Source organism: Bacillus sp. sid0103 (genome assembly GCF_019219025.1).
Window position 1 is genome coordinate 325,002 of the sequence record NZ_JAHUWN010000003.1, and the last position, 21,518, is coordinate 346,519.

Sequence of the window (21,518 nt, forward strand, 5' to 3'; positions counted from 1 at the left end):
AAATTTGTTTCATATCATTCTACTATTCTATTCCATTTTTAATGGAAATCCCTTCAGAAGTATTGGAAATTTTTATATAAAAAAGTAGATAAAATGGATTTACAAATAAAATCATAGACTTTTTTAACATTGCTATTCACCTATGTCCTTATTCTCACATGGTATAATTAAAGCAGAAATTAATAAAATATCAATACCTCTTTAGTCCCCTCTTTGACAAAAGCTCCAATCAACATAGCTAAAACAATAACCTTTAACACAGCCAAAATAAAAAAATGGTGCCTGACACCTAATACGCAAAACGTATTAGGTGTCAGGCACCTCTTTAATCAAAAATAAATTATTAGTCTCTATCTAATAGCGCTGCCCCTGATATCCCTGGTTTGGTCATTTCGTATATATTTAAAATGATATCTAACTCTTCTTCGGTAAGGACATCATACTTTAAGCATAGTTCGCGGACAGATTTGCCAGTTACAGTTGCTTCTCTAGCAATCCTTGCGGCCACTTCATAGCCGAGGTGTGGATTAACCGCCGTAATAATCCCAACACTCTTCTCCACATTCGCTTTTAAGTGTGCCTCATTTGCCTCAATTCCTACTAAACAGTTATCAGTAAAGGAACGGAAGCCATTGTTCATAATACTAATAGATTGAAGCAGATTAAAAACCAATACTGGTTCCATTACATTTAATTCCAGTTGACCAGCTTCGGAGGCTAGACAAATCGTATGATCATTTCCTATCACTTGGAAGGCAATTTGATTAATTAACTCCGGCATGACGGGATTAACTTTTCCTGGCATAATCGAAGAGCCTGGCTGACGAGCTGGAAGAGTAATCTCCCCTAGTCCTGCACGGGGGCCTGAAGCCATTAACCGCAAATCATTGGCGATCTTTGACATATTCATCATACATACTTTTAAAGCAGCTGAGACCTCAGTATAGGCATCAGTATTCTGGGTGGCATCAACTAAATGTTCGGCATTGACCAATGGTAAGCCACTAATTGCAGCGAGCTGTTTAACAACATCTTGGATATATTTTGGATCCGCATTTAATCCTGTACCTACTGCCGTTGCTCCCATGTTAACTTCATATAAATTTTCACGAGAAAGGTGGATTCGCTTAATATCCCGTTCAATCACTCGTGAATATGCCTCAAATTCTTGGCCAAGTCGAATCGGAACAGCATCCTGTAGATGAGTACGCCCCATTTTGATTACTTTTTCAAATTGCTTCGCTTTGTCCTTAAATACCTTATGCATATCCTTCATGGTCACAAGCAATTTTTCCTGTAATCTAAGTGTGGCGATATGGATAGCTGTTGGAAAAACATCATTTGTTGATTGCGACATATTCACATGGGTATTAGGACTCAAATGCATATAAGCACCTTTTTCATGGCCGAGCAATTCAAGCGCCCGGTTGGCAATCACTTCGTTAGCATTCATATTCATCGATGTGCCCGCCCCACCCTGGATTGGGTCAACAATGAACTGGTCGTTCCATTTCCCAGCGATAATTTCATCTGCTGCTTGGCTGATCACGTCCCCAAGTCCACTATACAATTGCTTCGTATTCATATTGGCAATGGCAGCAGCTTTTTTAACCATCGCAAGGGCTATTATTAATTCCTCATGAATTCGATACCCTGTAATTGGAAAATTTTCAACTGCCCTTAAGGTTTGAATCCCATAATAAACATCTGCTGGTATCTCTTTTTTTCCTAAGAAGTCTTGTTCAATTCTTTTCGTATCCATGATCATCTGGCTCCCACCCTTTTTATAAACAGTTGATGTAAAAATATTAATCACACAAAAATAATACCAGTTTAGAGAACCAATGTCTCTCTTTTTACAGTGATTACTCTGTTGACATAATAATCAAACTATTATTTAAAAGACTGATTGAATTTTTCCAATAGCTTTCCAAAAAGTTCACGTTCCTCTTCTGACCAATCTTCCAGAAGCTCTGCCACTCTCTTCAAACGTGCCTGTTTATAATCGAATAAATCCTCTGTACCCTGCTCCGAAAGTTGTAGTGAATAAGCTCTTCCGTCTAAGGGGTCAGGGATTCTGTACAAAAGACCTTTGTGTTCTAAAGCGGCCGCCTGTCGACTGACTGTTGATATATCCAACTTGAATTCCTCCGCTAATACTTTAACCCCAACAGCCCCTTTCGTTTTTATACGATGAAGGATTAAATAGGCTGATCGATCAAGATTCCCTAACTTTTTATTGCTGGATATGGAAGTTATTCGGCGAATAAAAACGGCTAATTCCAGCTCTATCATTTCTATAGATTGATGATCCATATACGTACCTACCTCACTGTTACCCTTTTTTCCTTAGTAATTATGATAACATACGTGTCTTATCAATAGTAAGTTCTAACAGACTATATTGCAAAAACACTATTGACGTAGTGGAAATCGGTTGTATAATACAATTATATACTTTCATCATACAACTAATTCAAAAAGTTGGAAAGAGTCTGCAAGTCGATTCATACAAACAATAGGGGGAAATTTAATGGCACCAACACAACAATCTAATATTGGAACACCACAACAGATGATGGAGGCAGCCAATCAAAAGTCTGGGTTACTTACCCAGCCAAAAGCCGTTTGGGCTGTTTTTTTTGCAAGTATTATTGCCTTCATGGGTTTGGGTCTTGTGGATCCCATTTTGCCGGCAATCGCCGAACAATTACATGCTTCACATAGTGAAGTCACTTTGCTTTTCACTAGTTATAATGCCGTTATGGCAGTAGCCATGCTAATAACGGGAGTGATCTCATCTAGAATTGGGATCAAATGGACATTACTTTCTGGAATCGTGATTATTGCGGTCTTTTCGGCACTAGGCGGGTTTTCAAACGGGATTTGGAACCTTGTAGGACTGCGAGGCGGCTGGGGTCTTGGAAATGCATTGTTCGTCGCAACAGCTTTATCTGCAATTGTATCACTTTCCAATAGTGGAACAGCAAAAGCAATCATTTTGTACGAAGCAGCAATTGGTCTTGGAATCTCAGTTGGTCCACTCCTAGGCGGCTGGCTTGGCGCTATGTCTTGGCGAGGTCCTTTTCTTGGGGTGGCAACATTAATGGTCATTGCCTTCATTGGCCTCATTATCCTGATGCCCAAACCAACTGCTCAAACTGGAATAAAGTCTCGAACTTCATTAATGGATCCATTCCGGGCCTTAAAACATCGCTCACTACTTGTTTTCGGTATTGCAGCTGCACTTTATAACTTTGGCTTCTTCACATTACTGGCCTATGCACCATTTGTGATGGGCTTGGATGAGCACGGATTAGGCTACGTATTTCTAGGGTGGGGTATTTTACTGGCGCTCACCTCAGTTTTTATGGCTCCAAAATTAACTGAATGGTTTGGAACTATAAAATCAATGTGTTTGATGTTACTTTTGTTTGCCGTCCTTTTGCTCGCGATGGGGATATGGACATCTACACAATGGGTCATCATTGCAGCTGTTATTCTAGCAGGCGCATTATTAGGTAATAACAATACTCTAATTACTACCGCCGTGATGAATGCAGCACCGGTTGAACGTTCAACCGCGTCTGCTGCTTATAGCTTCCTCCGGTTTATTGGAGGTGCCATTGCACCATTTACTGCGGGAAAACTAGCTGAAATTTATAATCCAAGTGTTCCATTCCTTGTTGGAGCAGGGTTTGTGGTTATTTCGATACTATTTATCTGGGTTAATACGAAACATGTTAAGCATGTTGATCATATCGGTATAGGCCACTAATCTTACTTGGAGGATCTGTGATTGCAGATCCTTTTTTTAATGGATATCTTTCTTCTTAAAACGGCCACCGCGAACTTCCGATATATCACCAATCGCTAAAAATGCAGAGGGATCTATATCCTGAACAATTGTGTTTAACTTAGACTCTTCCAACCTCGTAATAATACTGAAGATGACCTTCTTATTATCACCAGTGAATGCACCTTGCCCTTTAATGTATGTTACTCCCCTTCCAAGCCTAGCATTTATGGCATTTCCAATCTCTTCTGCTTCATCACTAATAATCCAAACAGATTTTGATTCTTCTAAACCGGCAACAACTGTATCAATCGCCTTAGAAGCAATAACATAAGCTAACAAGGAATACATGGCTCGGTCCCAGCTAAATACAAAACCAGCAGCTCCTAAAATAAAAATATTAATGAACATAATAATTTGTCCAACCGAAAAAGGGACTTTTTTTGTGATCAAAAGCGCCAGTATTTCTGTTCCGTCCAGCGCCCCGCCATTACGGATGACTACACCAACACCTATTCCTAGAATCATCCCTCCAAAAACGGTTGCCAAAAGAATATCGTCGGTAAATGCGGGAATGGGGTGAAAAAATGAAGTAAAAATCGATAAAACGATAATTCCGTACACAGTCGAAATAGCAAAGGTTTTTCCCATCTGCTTATATCCCATATAAACAAATGGTAAGTTTAAAATGAGGATGAAGATCCCTAATTTCCAGCCTGTTATATGAGCAAGCATGATGGAAATACCTGTAATACCTCCATCAATGACATGGTTTGGAACGAGAAATATTTCTAACCCAGTTGCCATAAGAATAGCTCCAATAGTGATGGCGATTGCCCTGAGAATAATCTTTCTGAGTGGTAGCTTTCGGTGTTGAATTTTTCCTTGAGTAAGTTCTGTCACATAATCACTTCTTTCCGTTAAAATTTAGCCATTCATTATTTCGGTAGAACTTGAAATAATTCATATCTATATATATTATATCATTTTTTAAAACAAAGATGAACTTAAGTTCATCTTTTATATCACTTACTTGGATTAATCTCCCCATTTTCTCAAAAAAAATAGCTAAAATCCAATTGATTTTAGCAACTGTTACTCATTATTCACCTTCTGTTCCTCGTTCAATAATAATATCTTCAATAACCCGATGTTTACTTAACTGACCTGTGTGGATAATTTGCTGACCTAACGTTTGTCTCTTCTTGACCATTTGCTCCACTTCCTTTAAAAGCAGACCCGAAAATAATAAATAAGGAATAACAATTACTTTTCCGGCAGTATCTTTAGAAATGGTCTCTAGACCTTCTTTAAGCCTTGGCTCAGTTGCTGCTAAAAAACAAACCGCAACATTCTCTATTCCAAGTCGATCACTAATTCCCTTGGTTATCGCAGCGAAGGCTGTGTGAATGCTCTTGTCACTACTTCCCCTTCCGACAATTAAGATCGAATCATGTGCTGATAAATCAACAACTGTTTTCCTAACCATCTCCGCAATCCCATCGAGAATCTTCCCCTGAACACCAAAAGGATCTCTGATAATGACGTTAATAGTTGGAAACCTCTTGCAAAGAGAAGAAAGAGCTTGTGGAATATCTTCTTTAATATGACCTGCAGCTAATAAAAATAAAGGAACGACAGTAATCTCTGTCGCTCCCTTATCCACACAATGCAGAAAGCCCTCTTCAATACCTGGCTTGGTCAACTCGAGAAAACAGATTTCCTGAATTTCCACATTTATTCGTTCCATCACTCTATGTATAAAAGATTTGGCTTCTTCAGCACCCTCTTTTGACCTTGTCCCATGACCAATGTACAGAATTGCTTTCACCCGCACTGCTCCTTCCTTGCTTGTCTATCATATTTTTACCATTAAAGACATTATCATACTTCTCATCAAAAGCGAAGGAACCACCGCTTATTTGAGAATGTTTTTCTCTCTCAAATAAGCAAAGACTTGGTTCACTGCCTCTTCTACTGTTACTTGATCAGAGTTAATAGTGATTTCCGGTTGCTCTGGTGCTTCATAAGGTGAATCAATTCCTGTAAAATCCTTAATCTCACCACGGCGAGCTTTCGCATAGAGCTGCTTTGGATCGCGACGCTCACATTCTTCAATCGGACAATTTATAAATACTTCAATAAATTCACCGTCTTCAAACAAAGCGCGGACCTGATTACGATCAGAACGGAATGGAGAAATAAAGGCGGTTGTCACTACTTTTCCACTATCGACAAACAATTTAGCCACTTCACCAATTCTTCTGATATTTTCAGTTCGGTCATAATCGGAAAAACCAAGATCCTTATTTAACCCGTGGCGAATATTGTCCCCATCAAGAACATATTCACTGATTCCCTGGCGGAATAGTTCGTGTGATACAGCATTGCCGATGGTTGATTTACCAGACCCCGAGAGTCCAGTAAACCAAAGAGCACAACTTCCATGCCCATTTTTTTCGCGCCGATTTTCTTTTGAAATAGATGTTTCATGCCATGTAATATTTGTTGGTTTAGCCATAGTTCTTTTTCCTCCTACACGGATGCTGTTTCTTTTATTCCTTCGATTAGGACTTCTACAACCTCTTTACGGCTAAAGGTGGATGGAGGCAGCACGCCTGAACGAAGCATCTCTCTCACCTTTGTACCAGAAAGGATTACTCTGTCTTCCTTGCTATGCGGGCAAGTTTTATCAGAAGCCATTCCTTCACATTTAGTGCAATAGAAGCTATGTTCAAAGAACAATGGCTTAATACCAAGCTCTTCTTCAGTAAAATTACTAAAAATGTACTGTGCATCGTATGTTCCGTAATAGTTGCCAACTCCGGCATGGTCACGGCCGACAATGAAATGAGTGCAGCCGAAATTCTTCCGGGCAAGCGCATGGAAAATCGCTTCCCTTGGACCTGCATATCTCATTGCTGCTGGATATACACCTAACTGGACACGTTCGCTTGGATAATAATTATCAAGTAACACGCGATAGCTTTTTAGACGAACCTCTGCAGGGACATCATCTGACTTTGTTTCCCCAACAAGCGGGTTTACAAACAAGCCATCAACTGTCTCAAGGGCAGCTTTTTGGATATATTCATGTGCACGATGAATTGGATTCCTGGTTTGGAAGCCTACAACTGTCTTCCAGCCCTTTTCTTCGAAAATGGCTCGAGTTTCCTTTGGTTCAAACCATACATCACCGAATACTCCTTTTTCTGATTTCTTTACTAACACGATTTCACCCGCCACATAGACAGGACCTCTTTCATAAAGTCGCTTTACGCCTGGGTGAGCAAGTTCTTCCGTTTTATAGACTTCAAGTGCTTCCTTGTCTAAATCAGGTTCAAACCATTCTGAAACTTTAATGACTCCATAAACCACATTTTTGTGAGTAAGTTTGATTTCTTCTCCAACAACAAGTGTTTCAGCTACTTGATAAGAAACTGGGAGTGTTACCGGAATTGACCAAATTGTATTGTCTGCTAAGCGCATATTGTTCACAACGGATTCATAATCTGCTTTTCCAAGAAACCCTTTTAAAGGACTAAACAGCCCAATTCCGATTAATTCAAGGTCACTTAAGGCAATCGCATCAATTTCCAATTCTTTTGCTACAGAAGATAGATTGTAATTAGGGTCAAACGCTTGGATAAGTTCTCCTCCATGAGGCTTTGGTAAGTATGACATGTTTATCAACCTTTCTTTACTAGTTTTAATTAACTTCTTTACTTAGAGTGCAATCCGCATTCCGTTTTACTGCTGCCTGACCAACGTCCTTCACGGGAGTCACCATTTGTTCCAACCGCTTGGGTACAAGGGAAACAGCCGATACTTGGATAGTTTTGGTCATGCAATTGGTTATACGGAAGGTCCTTTTCCCTGATGTATTCCCAAACCTCATCCCAAGTCCAGTGAATGAGAGGGCAGATTTTTATATTTTGAAATTTATCATCCTTATTGATGAATTGAGTATCCTTCCTCGTTGGAGACTGTTCCCTGCGAAGACCTGAAATCCATGCGTCTTTTGGGGTTAATGCCTCGCGTAAAGGAATGACTTTCCTGATTTGACAGCACTGATTAGGTTCCCTTTTCCATAATGCCGAACCGTACTCCGCTGCTTGCTGGTCTACGGTCAAATTTGGTGTTTTTCTCTCAATTTGTAACTCTGGAAAACGAGCCTCAATTTTATCGATTACCTCATACGTTTCAGGGAAGTGAAGGCCTGTATCTAAAAAAACAATCTGAGCATCTTTTTTCACTTGATAAATTAAATCGATTAACACGATGGCTTCTGCACCAAAACTGGAGGCATAGATTATTTTATCTTCAGGATACTGGCTGAATGCCCATTCTAAAACAGAGCGAGCTCCTTTTGTCTTGTCTTGTATGGAAAAAGTATCAGAAATTTGATTCCAATCTTCATACGTCACTGCTTTTGTCATCCCAATGGACCCCCTTCTAAAGTAAGATGGCAGTCATTCACCCCGGGTTGGGTGTAGACGGCCTCTAGTTTGTCTAGTCAGCGAATTCTATTTGATTGAAGACGAACTTTTTCATTTTTTTCAATTTGCACGATTTTCCCATCTTGTACTACGAGAGTAATAGAACCATATTTTAATGAATCGAGCATCCGTTCAATATGTTCCTGTATCTCTTGCCATTCTGAGCTTACCAAATGATTCGCCCCCTTAAAAAAACGCCCATCCATTCAGGAAAGGCATTTAAAACCTTATCTCCCAAAATAAGAATCATTTTGCTGGAATTGGCACCTTGCAATGCAGGTTGCCGTGCTTCATCGGACCAGACCCTCAGCTACTCTTGATAAGAATATTTATTTGTTAATTATTATTAATTAATCCTACCATACACATAGGAATTGTCAAGATGATTTATTATAATATTTTAAAAAGTATAAATGAAGAATTCCGTAAGAAATGAACGAGGCAGACATGTTAGATTGTCTACCTCGTTCTTATTTACTATTTTGATTAATTTACGGAATAATCTTTGTTGTTCTTGCTTTTTCTGCTGTTTGTTGAATCCGTTTACTTAATGGTTTTTTTAAGAGAAGAGCTAAAAGTAAGCTCAAAACAAAAAAGACAACCATTGCCATAATATCTTTTAACACTACATCCACGATCATTCCACCGACTGTTTCACGAAGCATACTCACCGCATAGGTAAATGGCATAAAAGGGTTAATGGTTTGAAAAAAAGATGAAGTCAAACTCACTGGAAAGGTAGCACCAGAACTTGAGATTTGTAGCACCAAGAAAATAATCGCTAACCCTTTACCTATATTTCCGAACACCGAACATAAGGAATAAGTGATAGTGACAAACACCATGCTGATAAAAATACTTAATAGTACAAACCAGAGTTTGTCCACCACATACGTGTGAATGAAGAACAAATCTCCAAGGGACACAATAGCAGCTTGAAAGATTCCGATGGTAAGAAACGTAAAAAGCCTTCCTAAAAAAAGCTGGTAACCGTTAAAACCAGTGTCCGGATTGTCAACATCCACTTTTAGTGAGGCAATTAAAAGTGTCGCTCCTACCCAAAGTGCAAGCAATGTGTAAAACGGAGTCATTGCGGAACCATAGTTCGGAATAGGAAATAACCGCTTTGTTTTTAATAAAATCGGATTTGACAAGAAACTACTTTCCTTTTGCGGATCATGCTTTAGAAATTGGATTAAATTGTACATATTTACACTGCCTTCGAACCTTCTAATTTTATCTGCAGCACTCCTTATTTTCGTCTCAAATCCTGGTAAATCGTTACGAGCAAAGTCCGCTGCTTTGTGGACTGCTTCTACTACTGCAGGGAGCCTTGTTCTAATTAGGTCGGAAGCTTTTCGAATGTCCTCCTCCACTTTTGGCAAATCAGTTCGGACAAAGTCGGCAGCCTTATGTATTTTTAATTCATGGGTTGGAAAATCATTTTTTAAAAAATCCGCTGCTGAATTAATCCCCTTGGTCATTGTGTCCACTTGCTGTTGAAAACCGGCTTGTGTTTCATCTACATTACTACGGATTTTTACTAGTTCCTCGTATATCTGACTTAGCTGACCTTGACTAGTTGCAGTTTCAGTCTCTTCGGCTCCGGCCCCCTTCATTCGATCTAGGGTTTGTTTTATTTCGGTTTCAATTACTGTTAAATTGGTCCCGATACCTGTGATAATATCTTTGCTTTTCTGCAATCCCGAAATCTTTTCTTGCAGGACAATCACTTTGTCACCAGTTTCCTTAATTAGCGGCAAACTTGCTTCAACCTTTAAGATACTGTTACCTGCCTGCTGAATCTCTGGTATTCTCTGTTCTAACTCAATAATCTTTTGCCCTTTTTCCTGTATTTCAGGCAACTTTCTCTCAAGTTCAATTGCCTTTTTACCCATTTTCCCAATCTCTGGCAGAGCCTTTTCTAATTCAAAAATCTGTTTTTCCACATTATTTATGGATGGTAGTGCTTGTTCCAGTTCAATACCAGCTTTATAAAATCCTTTGAAAATTGCTTCGCTTACTGTTTTAATAAAAACTTGGCTTATTTGGGCAGTTACGCTTGAGGCTCCTGAACTGGCAATTTTCGGAGCTACAGCATTGATCTTTTCATTTACAGCGAACTCGATTTCTGGTTTTTGGGGATTGACCTCTAGAATACTGGACAGCCTCTTCGAAAAATCCTTGGGAATAATGAGATAGGCATAATAACTTCCTTTGTCCACACCACTTTCTGCATCCGTCCGATTGACAAAGACCCAACCAAGCTGATGATTCTTTCTAAGAATTTTTACGGTATCATTTCCAACATTTATTTTTTTCCCACGTACCTGCGTTCCTTCATCCTCATTACTAACAGCCACACGAATCCCTGATGTATTGCCATAAGGGTCCCACATTGACTTAATGTTTACCCAAGCATATGCAGAAGGCATGACCATAAGTGCGCAAATTAACAACACAACAGTAGGCACACTAAAGATATTTTTCCAATCTGTTTTATAAACGTGCCAAATTTTCCCTATCTTAATCCCTCCTATACGGTCTTCCTATTTACTTACTTTATCTTTGCACTTTTCGAAAATATTGATTCAATATTCTATTGGACAGGATATTCTTTGCAAGAGGTTTGAAGACAAAAAAACTGCCTGAGAATTTTTTTCTCAGGCAGTTTTTTATTTAGAGACTACATTTTTATCGTCATTATAGTTGTATTGCGAACGGTCAACTGGTTTAAAGTTTTCAGGTTTGTAGAAGCGTAATAAATCGCCATTTACGACTTTATCTGAAAGCTTTAATTTATATTCAACGATTTTCTGATCTTTCTTAGCTTCTTCATTTTTGGCTTTATCTAATTTCATGCCCGTTTTGGAATCATAGAATTTACCATCAATAGAAGTAATCGTTGAGCTTACAAAATCTCCATTTCTAAAAGGCACTAAATCATCATGCTGTTTAGATAATAGGTCGGTACCAAATTGAACATACTCTTTTGTATCGGTTCCAAGCAAGTGAAGAAGTGTTGGAAGAAGATCGATTTGACCACCGTATTCGTGGTTTACCCCACCTTCCATTCCTGGAACACGAATAAATAATGGTACACGCTGTAATCCACTATTTTCAAATGGTGTAATTTCTTTACCCATTACTTGTGACATTGCTTTATTATGGTTTTCAGAAATTCCATAGTGATCACCATACATGACAATTATGGAACGATCGTATAAACCAGATTTTTTCAGGTAATCAAAGAATTGCTTCAAGGCTTCATCCGCATATCGTGCGGTTTGAAAATAACCATCGACAGATTTATCACCGGTTGTACCTGGTGCAATCGTTGCGTCTTCTTCATTAATTGGATACGGGTAATGATTTGATACTGTAATAAATTTTGTATAGAATGGCTCTGGTAAAGATTCCAGCAGCGGAATGGATTGCTCATAAAAAGGTTTGTCCTTCAGCCCGTACTCAGCTAAATCTTTAGAATCTATTTGATAGTAGTTTGAATCAAAGAACTTGTTGAAACCAAATGATTTATAAATTTCATTACGATTCCAGAAGCTTCCTGAATTCCCGTGGAACACCGCTGACGTGTAGCCTTGCTGACCCAAAATGGCAGGAGCAGCCTCATAAGTGTTTAATCCTTTAGTTGTATATGCTGATCCTTGGGATAATCCATATAATGAATTTTCCAACATAAATTCAGCATCCGATGTTTTCCCTTGTCCAGTTTGATGGAAGAAGTTATCAAAGTATAGGGTATTTTGATCTTTCGTTAATGAATTTAAAAATGGCGTTACTTCTTCCCCATTCAACTTGTAATTAATAAGGAAGTTTTGCATGGATTCAAGATGTAAATAGATTACATTCATACCTTTTCCAGCACCAAAGTAAGCTGGATTTGGCTCTGCGTAATTAGATTTTGTATAGTTAACGACTTCAGTAATATCATCACTGCTCGCCATAACTCTTTGTGCTGATGCTTTCGTACTTTGGACAGCATCATAAATGGTGTAATTGTACATTCCTAAATATTTCACGATATAGTTTCGGTCAAATCCTCTAGTTAATAATTGAGGACGGTCCGTTTCAGCTAGGGCTAAATTCGCACTTGAAATCGCAATGGCCATTGAAAATAGCGCGGCAACTTTCTCGCGATTCATGTCGTTTGCTTCTATTTTTACAAAACGAAAAACAAGTAAGGCAATTAACACTATAATGTCAATGAAGAATAAAAAATCATACGGCTTTAATAAGGAAGTGACACTGCCGCTTACATCGCCAAAGTTTTGAGTCTGTGTTAAGGTTGGTAAGGTAATAAAATCACTAAAGAATCGGTAAAATAAGACATTTGCATATAAAAGGAACGATAAAAGAAAATCTATAACAATCAGCCCAATATACTTTTTTCTACCTTTTAAAAAGAAAGCAACGCCTAAGAAAAGTAAAGCAGATCCAAGCGGATTGATAAATAATAGAAACTTCTGAAGAGAATTTTCGATTCCTAAGTCAAATTGCGTTAATTGAACGATATATGTTTTTATCCATAAGAAAAATACTGTCAAAAAGAAAAAGCCAACATATTTATTAAAAATACTTTGACCTCTTTGCAATAAGTTATTCATACTAGCACCTACCTTGTAATCTATGATTATATTTACAGTCATTATTTTTAAATGGATGGAATTGCTCTTAATAGACTAACATCTATTGTAATGTTTAAATATGAACAATCCATGAATAATTCAAGAAAAAATCAAAATGGCCAGCACAAGTATTTTACTATACTCTTTTTTAAAAAAATGTCAAGTGCTAGGTAAAAATATAAAGAAGCTGACTCTACCGTTAATATTTCCTTAACGAAGAATCAGCTTCTAGTCATTTTATTATACTTATAGGCTCTGTTTAAACTTGTGTGTTAATTTCCGCTCCAGGCGCTTCGCTTTCCGCGGGCGGTCCGGGGAGCCTCCTCGTCGCTGCGCTCCTGCGGGGTCTCCCCTGCCCCGTTCTCCCGCAGGAGTCTTCGCGCCTTCCACTACAATCAACAGGGTGCCAAAATCTACAATATGTTTTAATATTATTATTTATAAAACTTTCTCTACCTGCTTCTTTTCTTTACGCTTCATTTTCATAAGTGTTTCATACACAATCGGTACGATTACTAATGTAAGCAGCGTCGAACTTGTTAATCCGCCGATAACAGTGACACCTAATCCCTTCGAAATAAGTCCACTGCCCTCCATTCCAACTGCAAGTGGGATAAGTGCCCCAATGGTCGCAATGGCTGTCATCAGAATTGGACGAAGGCGTGTTCCGGCTGCCTCAAGAAGGGCCTCTCTGGTTGATAATCCATCATTCTCTTTATGAATAACACGGTCAATTAGGACAATCGCATTAGTTACGACGATACCAATTAACATCAAGGCTCCAATCATGGCAGATACACTTAAGGTTTCACCTGCGACCAATAAACCTAAAAGTCCGCCGATGATCGTAAATGGCAACGAGAATAGAATCGCTAACGGAGCTAACCCTCCACCAAATGTAATGACGAGTACTAAATAGACAATCGCAATCGCTGCCAGCATAGCTAAACCTAATTGTGTAAACGATTCTGCGATATCCTCCGATACCCCGCCGACGGAAATATCAACAGATGCAGGAAGTTTTAATTTATCTACTTTCTTTTGAACTGCAGTTGAAACTTTTGAGACATCCTTGGTCGTAATTTCAGCACTTACACTTGCATAAATACGACCATCACGTCTTGTAATCGTATCAGATGTATTTCCTTTTTTGATATCGATGACATCCTTAATAGGGACTGCTATACCCATTGGTGATTGGACGGTTTTTTCAGTTAGTTCATTTATATCTTCGTAATCATTTTTCTCGACTTCTAAATAAACATTCATTTCTTTTCCGTCATTTTCAATGGTGGTCAATACTTGTCGCTGGCCATTACCCGCAAGTTCCATTCCTACTTGTGCAGGGGTAAGCCCTAATTGACTTAACTTTTCCTGATCAGCGACCAAAGTATATTCTTCATAAGTGTCAGCAATACTTGTCTTCACATTTCTAAGTGAGTCATTCCTTTTTAAAATTTTCGCGATATTGTTTACGAATGGCTCAATCTCATCCATATTGTCACCATATACATTATACGAAAGTGCATTTGATGAACCCATACCTGAGAAGTCTTGACTAGCCCATTCTCCTTTATCATTTCGTTTGTTTAAATCATTGATAACATTTTCCGTTTCTTTGGAAAAGTTTTTGGTATCTTTGTCATATTCAACAAAAAACATAGCCGAATTGCTTTGTCCAGGATTCATTGGATTCTCTCCGCCGACTGAAAACTGAATCGTCTTCACTCCTGTTCTGTTTTCAAAAAATCCTTCTGCTTCCGTTGCAATCCGTTCCACTTCATCCAATGTTTGCCCTGGGGCAGGTTTATAAGTGGCCACTACCATTTTTTGTTCATCAGATGGCAAGAAACTTACTCCAATAACCGGTACAAGGAACAAGCTGCCTACTAATAAAAGAATGGCAAACCCGAACGTAATGATTTTATGGTTTAATGACCAATTGAGAATCTTTTTATATCCTAATGCTAATTTCCCTGGTTTATGTTCAACATGAACTTGTTTTTCGGATATACCCTTTTTAAATAACGAATGGGCCATCATCGGAACAACCGTAATGGCTACTAATAGCGATGCCAGTAAGGCAAAAACGATTGTTAAGGCAAAAGGTAAAAACATTTCACCAACTGGCCCCTTCACTAAACCTAATGGAAGGAACACAGCAATTGTTACAATGGTTGAAGAAAAGATTGGCATAAACATCTCTCTCGTGGCAGCAACAATTAATTCTTTACCACTTAATGTTTCATTTTTAAGAGACATCCGTCTAAAAATGTTTTCAATAACAACAATTGAATCATCAATAACACGGCCGATGGCCACTGTCATTGCCCCAAGAGTCATCATATTAAGCGTAATATCCATTTGTTTTAGCAGTAAAATCGCTATTAAAATGGATAATGGAATCGAGATAACCGAAATAATGGTTGTGCGGAAATTTCTTAAGAAAAGCAAGATGATCACCATGGCAAATATGGCACCGAAAATGGCTTTATTCAACATGGTTGAGACAGATTCTTCAATAGGTTTTCCCTGATCAAAAATGGTCGTAACCTTTAATCCATCAACGTGATCTTCTAAATCACCCAATTTTTCTTTAACAGCGTTCACAACGTCCACTGTATTTGCATCTTGTGAACTTGTAATTTGGACTCCGATTGACTCTTCTCCATTTGTCCTCGAAATAGATTCCGCTTTCCCAACTACCTCAATCGTGGCAATTTCTTTCAGTTCTACCGTAGGGACAGCCGCAGAAGACTGTGCTGATGGTTTGCCTTGGTTAACTTGGCCAGCGGTTATACCAGGTTGTCCTTGGTTTTGTTGACTAGCCGCCGCTCCTTGCTGAGCACTTCCTGCTGATGGAATAACAGGAATTTTAATAGCTTTTAAGTCATCAATAGTCGAAACATTACCATCAATCACAACAGATTTTTGTGTATCTTTGAATGTGTATAACCCTAAAGGCATGGTAACATCTGAAGCTTTAATTAAATTCTTAACCGTTTCTTCAGATAGGCCATATTGCTTTAATTTCGTCTGGTTAAATTTTAATTGGACTTCGTCCACTTGTTGACCTGAAATTTGAACGGTTGATACTCCCTCAATACCTTCCAGTTCTGGAACGATCTCTTCCTCTGCCGTTTTTGTTAATTCCGCCAACGATTGTTTAGAATTGGTGATACTTAATGACATGACTGGGAAGGCAGAAAAACTCATTCGAGAAACTTCTGGCTCCTCTACTCCATCAGGAAGTTTAAGATTGCTTAGTGCTTCCTTTACTTCATTTTGAGCTTTTTCCATGTCTTTTTCAAAATTGTATTCTATTTGAATAGATGAAGCGTTTTGAAAAGAAGATGAACTAACGACCGAAACCCCATCTAAATTTTCTACTCGTTTTTCAATTGGTTCTGTCACTTTCTCAGCTACTTGTTCTGGTGTCGCACCTGGATACACAGCCAAAACTGAAACAAGTGGTGTACTAATATTAGGAATGGTTTCTAATTTCATGTTCATTCCGGAATACAATCCAGCAACGGTAACAATAATAGTTAACAGCCAAACTGCAAATTTGTTTTTCAATGAAAACTGAATGATTTTCTTCATATTTCTCTCCTTCTTATACATTGTTGACATTTCAGTCTGATTCGAATAGGATTGACTATGCGGTCATAACAAATTTAATAATACTGACCGGCCAGTCATAAGTCAAGAATTATACATACAACATCGGTACATTTTGTAATGGAGGGTTTATTTTGACAGAAAAGGAGAAAGTAATTGTTCAATCAGGGATGAAGCTTTTTGCTCAAAAAGGTTTTTCATCGACGTCGGTCCAAGAGATTGCTAGTGAAAGTAATATTTCTAAAGGGGCTTTCTATTTACATTTTAAATCAAAAGATGACTTATTACTCTCAATTCTGGAATATATATTTGATACGATTGAATCAAGTAGGTTAGTTTTTGAAAACCAAGATTTATCTCCTCGAGAAAAATTCATCAAGCAAATCACTGCTTTTTTCAGAACATTTATTGGTCATAAAGAATTTATGATTATGCTCTCCAAAGAACAGGCAATCCCAAGGAATGAAGAAATCAAAAAACTTTTCTTCAAAAAGCGTTTTGAATCTCATTTATTACATCGCAAAGGTTTAGTTTCTATTTATGGACAAACGATTGAGCCTTTTTCGATTGATTTAGCTTTGATTCTTGAAGGGTTGTTTCAAACGTATGTGGGATTATTGATGCTCGAACCTGCGGAGTTTGAGATTGAGAAACTATCCCATTTTTTAATGAAAAGAATGGATAGTATCGTAAAAGACATTTCAAGCGAAGAACCCTTCATAACTGAGGAAAAGATGGGGAATATAATTAAAAATTCAAAGCATTGTTTTGAACCAGCAAATGTAAATAATATTGTCCAAAAAATGAGGAATGAAATCGATCAAATAGAAAATAGAGAAGCTTTAGAAATATCATTAGACGTCCTTGAAGAGGAAATTAATAAACAAAGTCCCCGTCTACCAGTGATAAAAGGAATGCTTTCCAATTTTAAGGGAATCTCAACATTAGAACCATTTAACAAGGAAATTGCTGATTTTTATGGATTTGAACTATAAGGATATCTTTTGAAATATCCTTTCCTATAAAAACGATTGACTGACCGGACAGTAATAATGTATATTGTATGACGGAACTTATTTAAAACGTGAAGATAGGAGAAATAGATATGGCGATAGAAGAAAAACGGATTAATACAAAATTAGTCATTACCGGGCTAATTATCGGTATGTTTTTCAGTGCTTTAGAACAAACAATCGTTGGTACAGCCATGCCGACGATTATTGCAGAGTTAAATGGCTTTACTATTTTTGCATGGGTTACAACGGCTTATATGATTACATCGACAACAGTTGTCCCCATTGTTGGAAAACTTTCTGATTTATACGGAAGAAGGTTCCTCTATTTACTCGGAACGATCATCTTTATTATAGGGTCTGGTTTGTGTGCAACTGCCACATCAATGGAACAGCTTGTAATTTATAGAGGTCTTCAAGGGATCGGCGGCGGAATGATTATGCCCCTGTCTCAAACGATTATTGGTGACATCTTTACAGCAGAACAACGTGCGAAATGGCAAGGGATTTTTGGCGGCCTCTTTGGATTAAGTTCAGTTATCGGGCCATTTTTAGGTGGGATTATTGTTGATAGCATTAGCTGGCACTGGATTTTCCTGATAAACGTTCCTTTTGGACTGCTTTCTGCTATCTTAATCTTTATGGGATTAAAGCACGAAACCATTGGAAATAACGGCAAAGTGAATATTGATTATCTTGGGATCATCACACTTATTCCTGCTATTGTTTTATTATTACTTGGTTTGACTTTCGGCGGAGATAAATTTGACTGGGCCTCTACGACATCCTTCCTTATTTTCGGAGGTTCTATTTTGCTGCTGATCGTTTTCGGTTTTATCGAGCGAAAAGCGGTCGAACCAATCTTGGATCTTTCATTCTTTAAAAATCGAACTTTTGCAACGATGAATGCTTTAGGATTTTTACTTGGGCTTGGCATGTTTGGCGCAATTATGTTCGTACCGATGTACATGCAGGGCATTCTTGGTGTTTCACCTACCCAAGCTGGTTCTACCATGACGCCAATGATGATTGCTATGATTGCGGCAAGTATCATTGGCGGGCAATTATTACTAAGATTTAGCTTTCGTTCTGTATTAACAGCTGGTATGCTTCTTGGTGCTTTAGGATTCTTTTTAATGAGTACAATGGGCATCGATTCTAACGAATTTACTGCATATGCCTATATGGTTGTTCTTGGCTTAGGAATGGGATTAGTAATGCCAACATTAATGATTGCCATCCAAAATGAATTTCCAAAGTCGCAACTTGGAACGGTAACATCAGCCTCTACTTTCTTCCGATCAATAGGTGGAACGATTGGGATCACCATTTTAAATTCAATCATGAACCATACACTTAAAGGCGAAATGACAAGTGTTGCAAATGATGCTGAAAATCCAATTGCACATCAAGCATTAAAAGCTCTTTCAGAAAAAACGGATTCACTATTTAGTTTACTGCTTAATCCGAGTCTATTAAAAATGCCTGCCGACATCCAAAATAGTGTCATTCATTCGATACAAATTGCCTGGTCAGATTCATTTTCTACGGTTTTCTTGACAGGGCTGATCTTTATTGGAATCGGAGTCTTGGTCGCACTTGCGGTTGGCAAGGGGCGAATTAAAAAAGATAATGAACTTAAGGATGACAGCGAAAAAGAAACCACATCTTTTGGTAAGAGTGCAACTGAATCATAATACTCCATAAATAAAGAGGGATTCGCCTGAATCCCTCTTTTTCTATGTGAAATATTCTATTTTTGCCTGAGGAAAATAGGTGTTAATATATCTGCCGATCGTATCCTTTATATCTTCTTGCTCTTCATTTGTGTAGACAAATTTACCAATCCCGTACCGTCCCCATTTCCATTTACGTTTGGTCTCATCTAGTTCGAGTTTTGTCATCGGGTAATTTTTTTGAATGACACGCTTTGCAGGTTTTGTAAAGCGATGCTGAATCATTTCAAAGGTTAAATCCTTTTTTGCCGAATACGGAAGTTGTGCCTCCAGCTTTTCTAACATTTCTTTATAGCCTTCTTTCCATCCATCATGCAAATAAATCGGAGCAATAATAAAACCTAACGGAAAACCAGCAACAGCAACCTTCCCCGCTGCCTCAATTCGTTCTGACAGCCTTGATGTACCTGGTTCAAAATTCTTGATAATATAATCATCATTGACACTGAAGCGAAAACGGGTTTTTCCATTATGGTTTGCATCGAGTAAATGGTCCACATGGGCAAATTTGGTTACGAAACGGAGTTTGCCATATTCCGATTGTCCAAAGAACTCAATCGCTTTTTTTAATGTATGGGTTAGATGGTCAACACCTACGATATCAGATGTACACGAGGCTTCAAACCTAGTAGGTTCAGGGGCGCGTTCTTTCATATAATTATCGGCCGCTTCGAAAATTTCTTCAAGGTTCACATAAGTACGAATATAAGGTTTACTTCCCATTGTTGTCTGTAAGTAGCAATAATGACAATGCCCCATACACCCCGTAACAAAAGGAATAGCATATTCCGCAGAAGGTTTAGATGTATCAAACTTTAATGTTTTCCTTACCCCAATCACCAAGGTTGATTTGGCAACCCGATATTTTTGAAAATCATTATCGCCTGGTAAATTTCGAATTTGATTATGCGACGTTGTTTCTCTTATTTCGATTCCCATATTTTCAAATTTAGCGATTAATTCTTTTCCAAGTGGGTATTCTAGGGCACTTGGCTCAACATAAACAAGTTGTGGAACAAAGGGCTTAACCATAAATGTCCTCCATCTCTGTTAAACCAAATGCATCTTGATAGGCAAATTCTGCTTCCTCTGCCGACGAATAGACTGCCACTTCCTTTGTTAAGGGATAATAGGTTTCGTAGACAAAAAGAGAGAGTTGATCCGGGTTTTCCGGATTTTGTACAACTGCTGCTTGTTGAACATTTGCTACATCTTGGGCATGTGGATTCCGAATAATAATGTAGACAACTTGTCCTGGTTGATATGACAACATTTATTCACCTGCCACTTTCAAATCAAGGTTTTATCCATTCATTAGTATTATTCTCCGGATAAGATTTTTAAGATGGACGAATTTTTTCCATTTTCAAACTCATTTTTAAAGAATGCATTATGCCATGGAATAAGAATAAAATGCTGCTTTTAAGGGAAATTTACAATTACGTTTGTAAAATCTATTTAGGGGATGCGGCGAATGGCCATTTTTGTCTATCAGACATTTGAGATTAAACAGGATAAATTTAAAGAAGGTATTGAAAACTTAAAGGAAATTAAGACGTTCCGGAACGAAAATTATGATCACAATGTTGAGATCTTAACACCCGTTTCTGGAGAAGATCATACATATGCCCTCCTTACCAAATATGAAGGCTTAGCAGAAATGGAATTACAAAACAAAAAAATGTTTGAGGATGAAGAATACTTAAAACTGATCGGAGACTTTTTCCTTCAAAATATTGTTCAAGGCAGTATGTATACCCAAATCTACCGTGCTCTAACTGAGAAAAAGACCGACAAGAAGCAATCCTAGATTTTTCGGAAAAGGGTCGGTCGTCAATAACCTATATTGACGACCGTATCCTCTCTTTCTTCAATCTTACGGTCGTCAATAACCCCTATTGACGACCTTACCCTCTCTTTTTTCTTTCTTTGGGTCGTCAATAACACCTATTGACGACCTTACCCTCTCTTTTTTCTCTCTTTGGGTCGTCAATAACCCCTATTGACGACCTTACCCTCTCTTTTTTCTCTCTTTGGGTCGTCAATAACCCCTATTGACGACCTTACCCTCTCTTTTTTCGATTGAGTCCATATAATTGTGTAAAAAGAAAATGAGTCAAATTAATTCCTCATGGTTACAATGTTAACGGCGAAGAAAACAATGTGGAGGAATTAATTATGACTCAAATACAGTTTAACCTAAATAT

The 21,518-nt window shown here is 38.1% G+C and carries 18 protein-coding genes and 1 riboswitch; of the genes, 4 read left to right on the plus strand and 14 right to left on the minus strand.

Going from position 1 to position 21,518, the window contains the following annotated elements; genetic code table 11:
- Positions 1 to 343: 343 nt before the first annotated feature.
- Both aspA and KW850_RS05625 read right to left on the minus strand, forming a co-directional pair.
- On the minus strand, positions 344 to 1,768 hold the full coding sequence (aspA, locus tag KW850_RS05620) for an aspartate ammonia-lyase (RefSeq protein ID WP_218346573.1): 1,425 nt from the start codon (positions 1,766 to 1,768) through the stop codon (positions 344 to 346).
- Between the two features lie 125 nt (positions 1,769 to 1,893).
- Positions 1,894 to 2,316 carry a MarR family winged helix-turn-helix transcriptional regulator gene (locus KW850_RS05625; protein WP_218346574.1) on the minus strand — a complete coding sequence of 141 codons (423 nt, stop codon included), beginning with the start codon at positions 2,314 to 2,316 and terminating at the stop codon, positions 1,894 to 1,896.
- 259 nt (positions 2,317 to 2,575) lie between these two features.
- Here KW850_RS05625 and KW850_RS05630 point away from each other — a divergent pair, with 259 nt between their 5' ends.
- A complete protein-coding gene (locus tag KW850_RS05630) occupies positions 2,576 to 3,778 on the plus strand; it encodes an MFS transporter (protein ID WP_256358109.1) in 1,203 nt (400 codons plus the stop codon).
- A gap of 36 nt (positions 3,779 to 3,814) precedes the next feature.
- Here KW850_RS05630 and KW850_RS05635 read toward each other — a convergent pair whose 3' ends face one another.
- The 10 genes from KW850_RS05635 to KW850_RS05680 form a co-directional block, all read right to left on the minus strand.
- Positions 3,815 to 4,699: a YitT family protein gene (locus KW850_RS05635; RefSeq protein WP_218346576.1), complete on the minus strand. Its 885-nt coding sequence runs from the start codon at positions 4,697 to 4,699 to the stop codon at positions 3,815 to 3,817.
- 199 nt (positions 4,700 to 4,898) lie between these two features.
- Positions 4,899 to 5,627, minus strand: coding sequence for a sirohydrochlorin chelatase (locus KW850_RS05640; RefSeq protein WP_218346577.1), 729 nt, complete (start codon positions 5,625 to 5,627; stop codon positions 4,899 to 4,901).
- A gap of 87 nt (positions 5,628 to 5,714) precedes the next feature.
- Positions 5,715 to 6,317, minus strand: coding sequence for an adenylyl-sulfate kinase (cysC, locus tag KW850_RS05645; RefSeq protein WP_218346578.1), 603 nt, complete (start codon positions 6,315 to 6,317; stop codon positions 5,715 to 5,717).
- A 14-nt stretch (positions 6,318 to 6,331) separates the two neighbouring features.
- Positions 6,332 to 7,480, minus strand: coding sequence for a sulfate adenylyltransferase (gene sat, locus KW850_RS05650; protein ID WP_218346579.1), 1,149 nt, complete (start codon positions 7,478 to 7,480; stop codon positions 6,332 to 6,334).
- Positions 7,481 to 7,518: 38 nt separating this feature from the next.
- The gene (locus KW850_RS05655) at positions 7,519 to 8,235 is read right to left on the minus strand and encodes a phosphoadenylyl-sulfate reductase (protein ID WP_218346580.1); all 717 of its coding nucleotides are present in this window, start codon (positions 8,233 to 8,235) and stop codon (positions 7,519 to 7,521) included.
- A gap of 77 nt (positions 8,236 to 8,312) precedes the next feature.
- Complete coding sequence (locus KW850_RS05660) at positions 8,313 to 8,468, minus strand: YezD family protein (RefSeq protein WP_256358097.1); 156 nt, start codon at positions 8,466 to 8,468, stop codon at positions 8,313 to 8,315.
- Between the two features lie 51 nt (positions 8,469 to 8,519).
- Positions 8,520 to 8,621, minus strand: a riboswitch (SAM riboswitch).
- Between the two features lie 165 nt (positions 8,622 to 8,786).
- A complete protein-coding gene (locus KW850_RS34005) occupies positions 8,787 to 10,835 on the minus strand; it encodes a YhgE/Pip family protein (protein ID WP_308128758.1) in 2,049 nt (682 codons plus the stop codon).
- Between the two features lie 135 nt (positions 10,836 to 10,970).
- Complete coding sequence (gene ltaS / locus KW850_RS05670; protein ID WP_218346583.1) at positions 10,971 to 12,920, minus strand: lipoteichoic acid synthase; 1,950 nt, start codon at positions 12,918 to 12,920, stop codon at positions 10,971 to 10,973.
- Positions 12,921 to 13,187: 267 nt separating this feature from the next.
- Positions 13,188 to 13,340: a hypothetical protein gene (locus KW850_RS05675; RefSeq protein ID WP_218346584.1), complete on the minus strand. Its 153-nt coding sequence runs from the start codon at positions 13,338 to 13,340 to the stop codon at positions 13,188 to 13,190.
- Positions 13,341 to 13,379: 39 nt separating this feature from the next.
- Entirely contained in the window at positions 13,380 to 16,544 is a 3,165-nt protein-coding gene (locus KW850_RS05680) for an efflux RND transporter permease subunit (protein ID WP_218346585.1), read from the minus strand.
- A 152-nt stretch (positions 16,545 to 16,696) separates the two neighbouring features.
- On the opposite strand from KW850_RS05680, the gene KW850_RS05685 reads away from it, so the two are divergent.
- Positions 16,697 to 17,557 carry a TetR/AcrR family transcriptional regulator gene (locus KW850_RS05685; protein ID WP_218346586.1) on the plus strand — a complete coding sequence of 287 codons (861 nt, stop codon included), beginning with the start codon at positions 16,697 to 16,699 and terminating at the stop codon, positions 17,555 to 17,557.
- 110 nt (positions 17,558 to 17,667) lie between these two features.
- The gene (locus KW850_RS05690; RefSeq protein ID WP_218346587.1) at positions 17,668 to 19,272 is read left to right on the plus strand and encodes an MDR family MFS transporter; all 1,605 of its coding nucleotides are present in this window, start codon (positions 17,668 to 17,670) and stop codon (positions 19,270 to 19,272) included.
- Positions 19,273 to 19,314: 42 nt separating this feature from the next.
- Here KW850_RS05690 and splB read toward each other — a convergent pair whose 3' ends face one another.
- Positions 19,315 to 20,343 (minus strand): spore photoproduct lyase, encoded by a 1,029-nt coding sequence (gene splB, locus KW850_RS05695; protein ID WP_218346588.1) that lies wholly within the window; start codon positions 20,341 to 20,343, stop codon positions 19,315 to 19,317.
- A complete protein-coding gene (locus tag KW850_RS05700; RefSeq protein WP_218346589.1) occupies positions 20,336 to 20,584 on the minus strand; it encodes a transcriptional regulator SplA domain-containing protein in 249 nt (82 codons plus the stop codon). Before KW850_RS05700 ends, splB begins: the two co-directional genes overlap by 8 nt.
- A gap of 201 nt (positions 20,585 to 20,785) precedes the next feature.
- Here KW850_RS05700 and KW850_RS05705 point away from each other — a divergent pair, with 201 nt between their 5' ends.
- Positions 20,786 to 21,121, plus strand: a complete 336-nt coding sequence (locus tag KW850_RS05705; protein WP_144552185.1) for a hypothetical protein — start codon at positions 20,786 to 20,788, stop codon at positions 21,119 to 21,121.
- Positions 21,122 to 21,518: the final 397 nt, after the last annotated feature.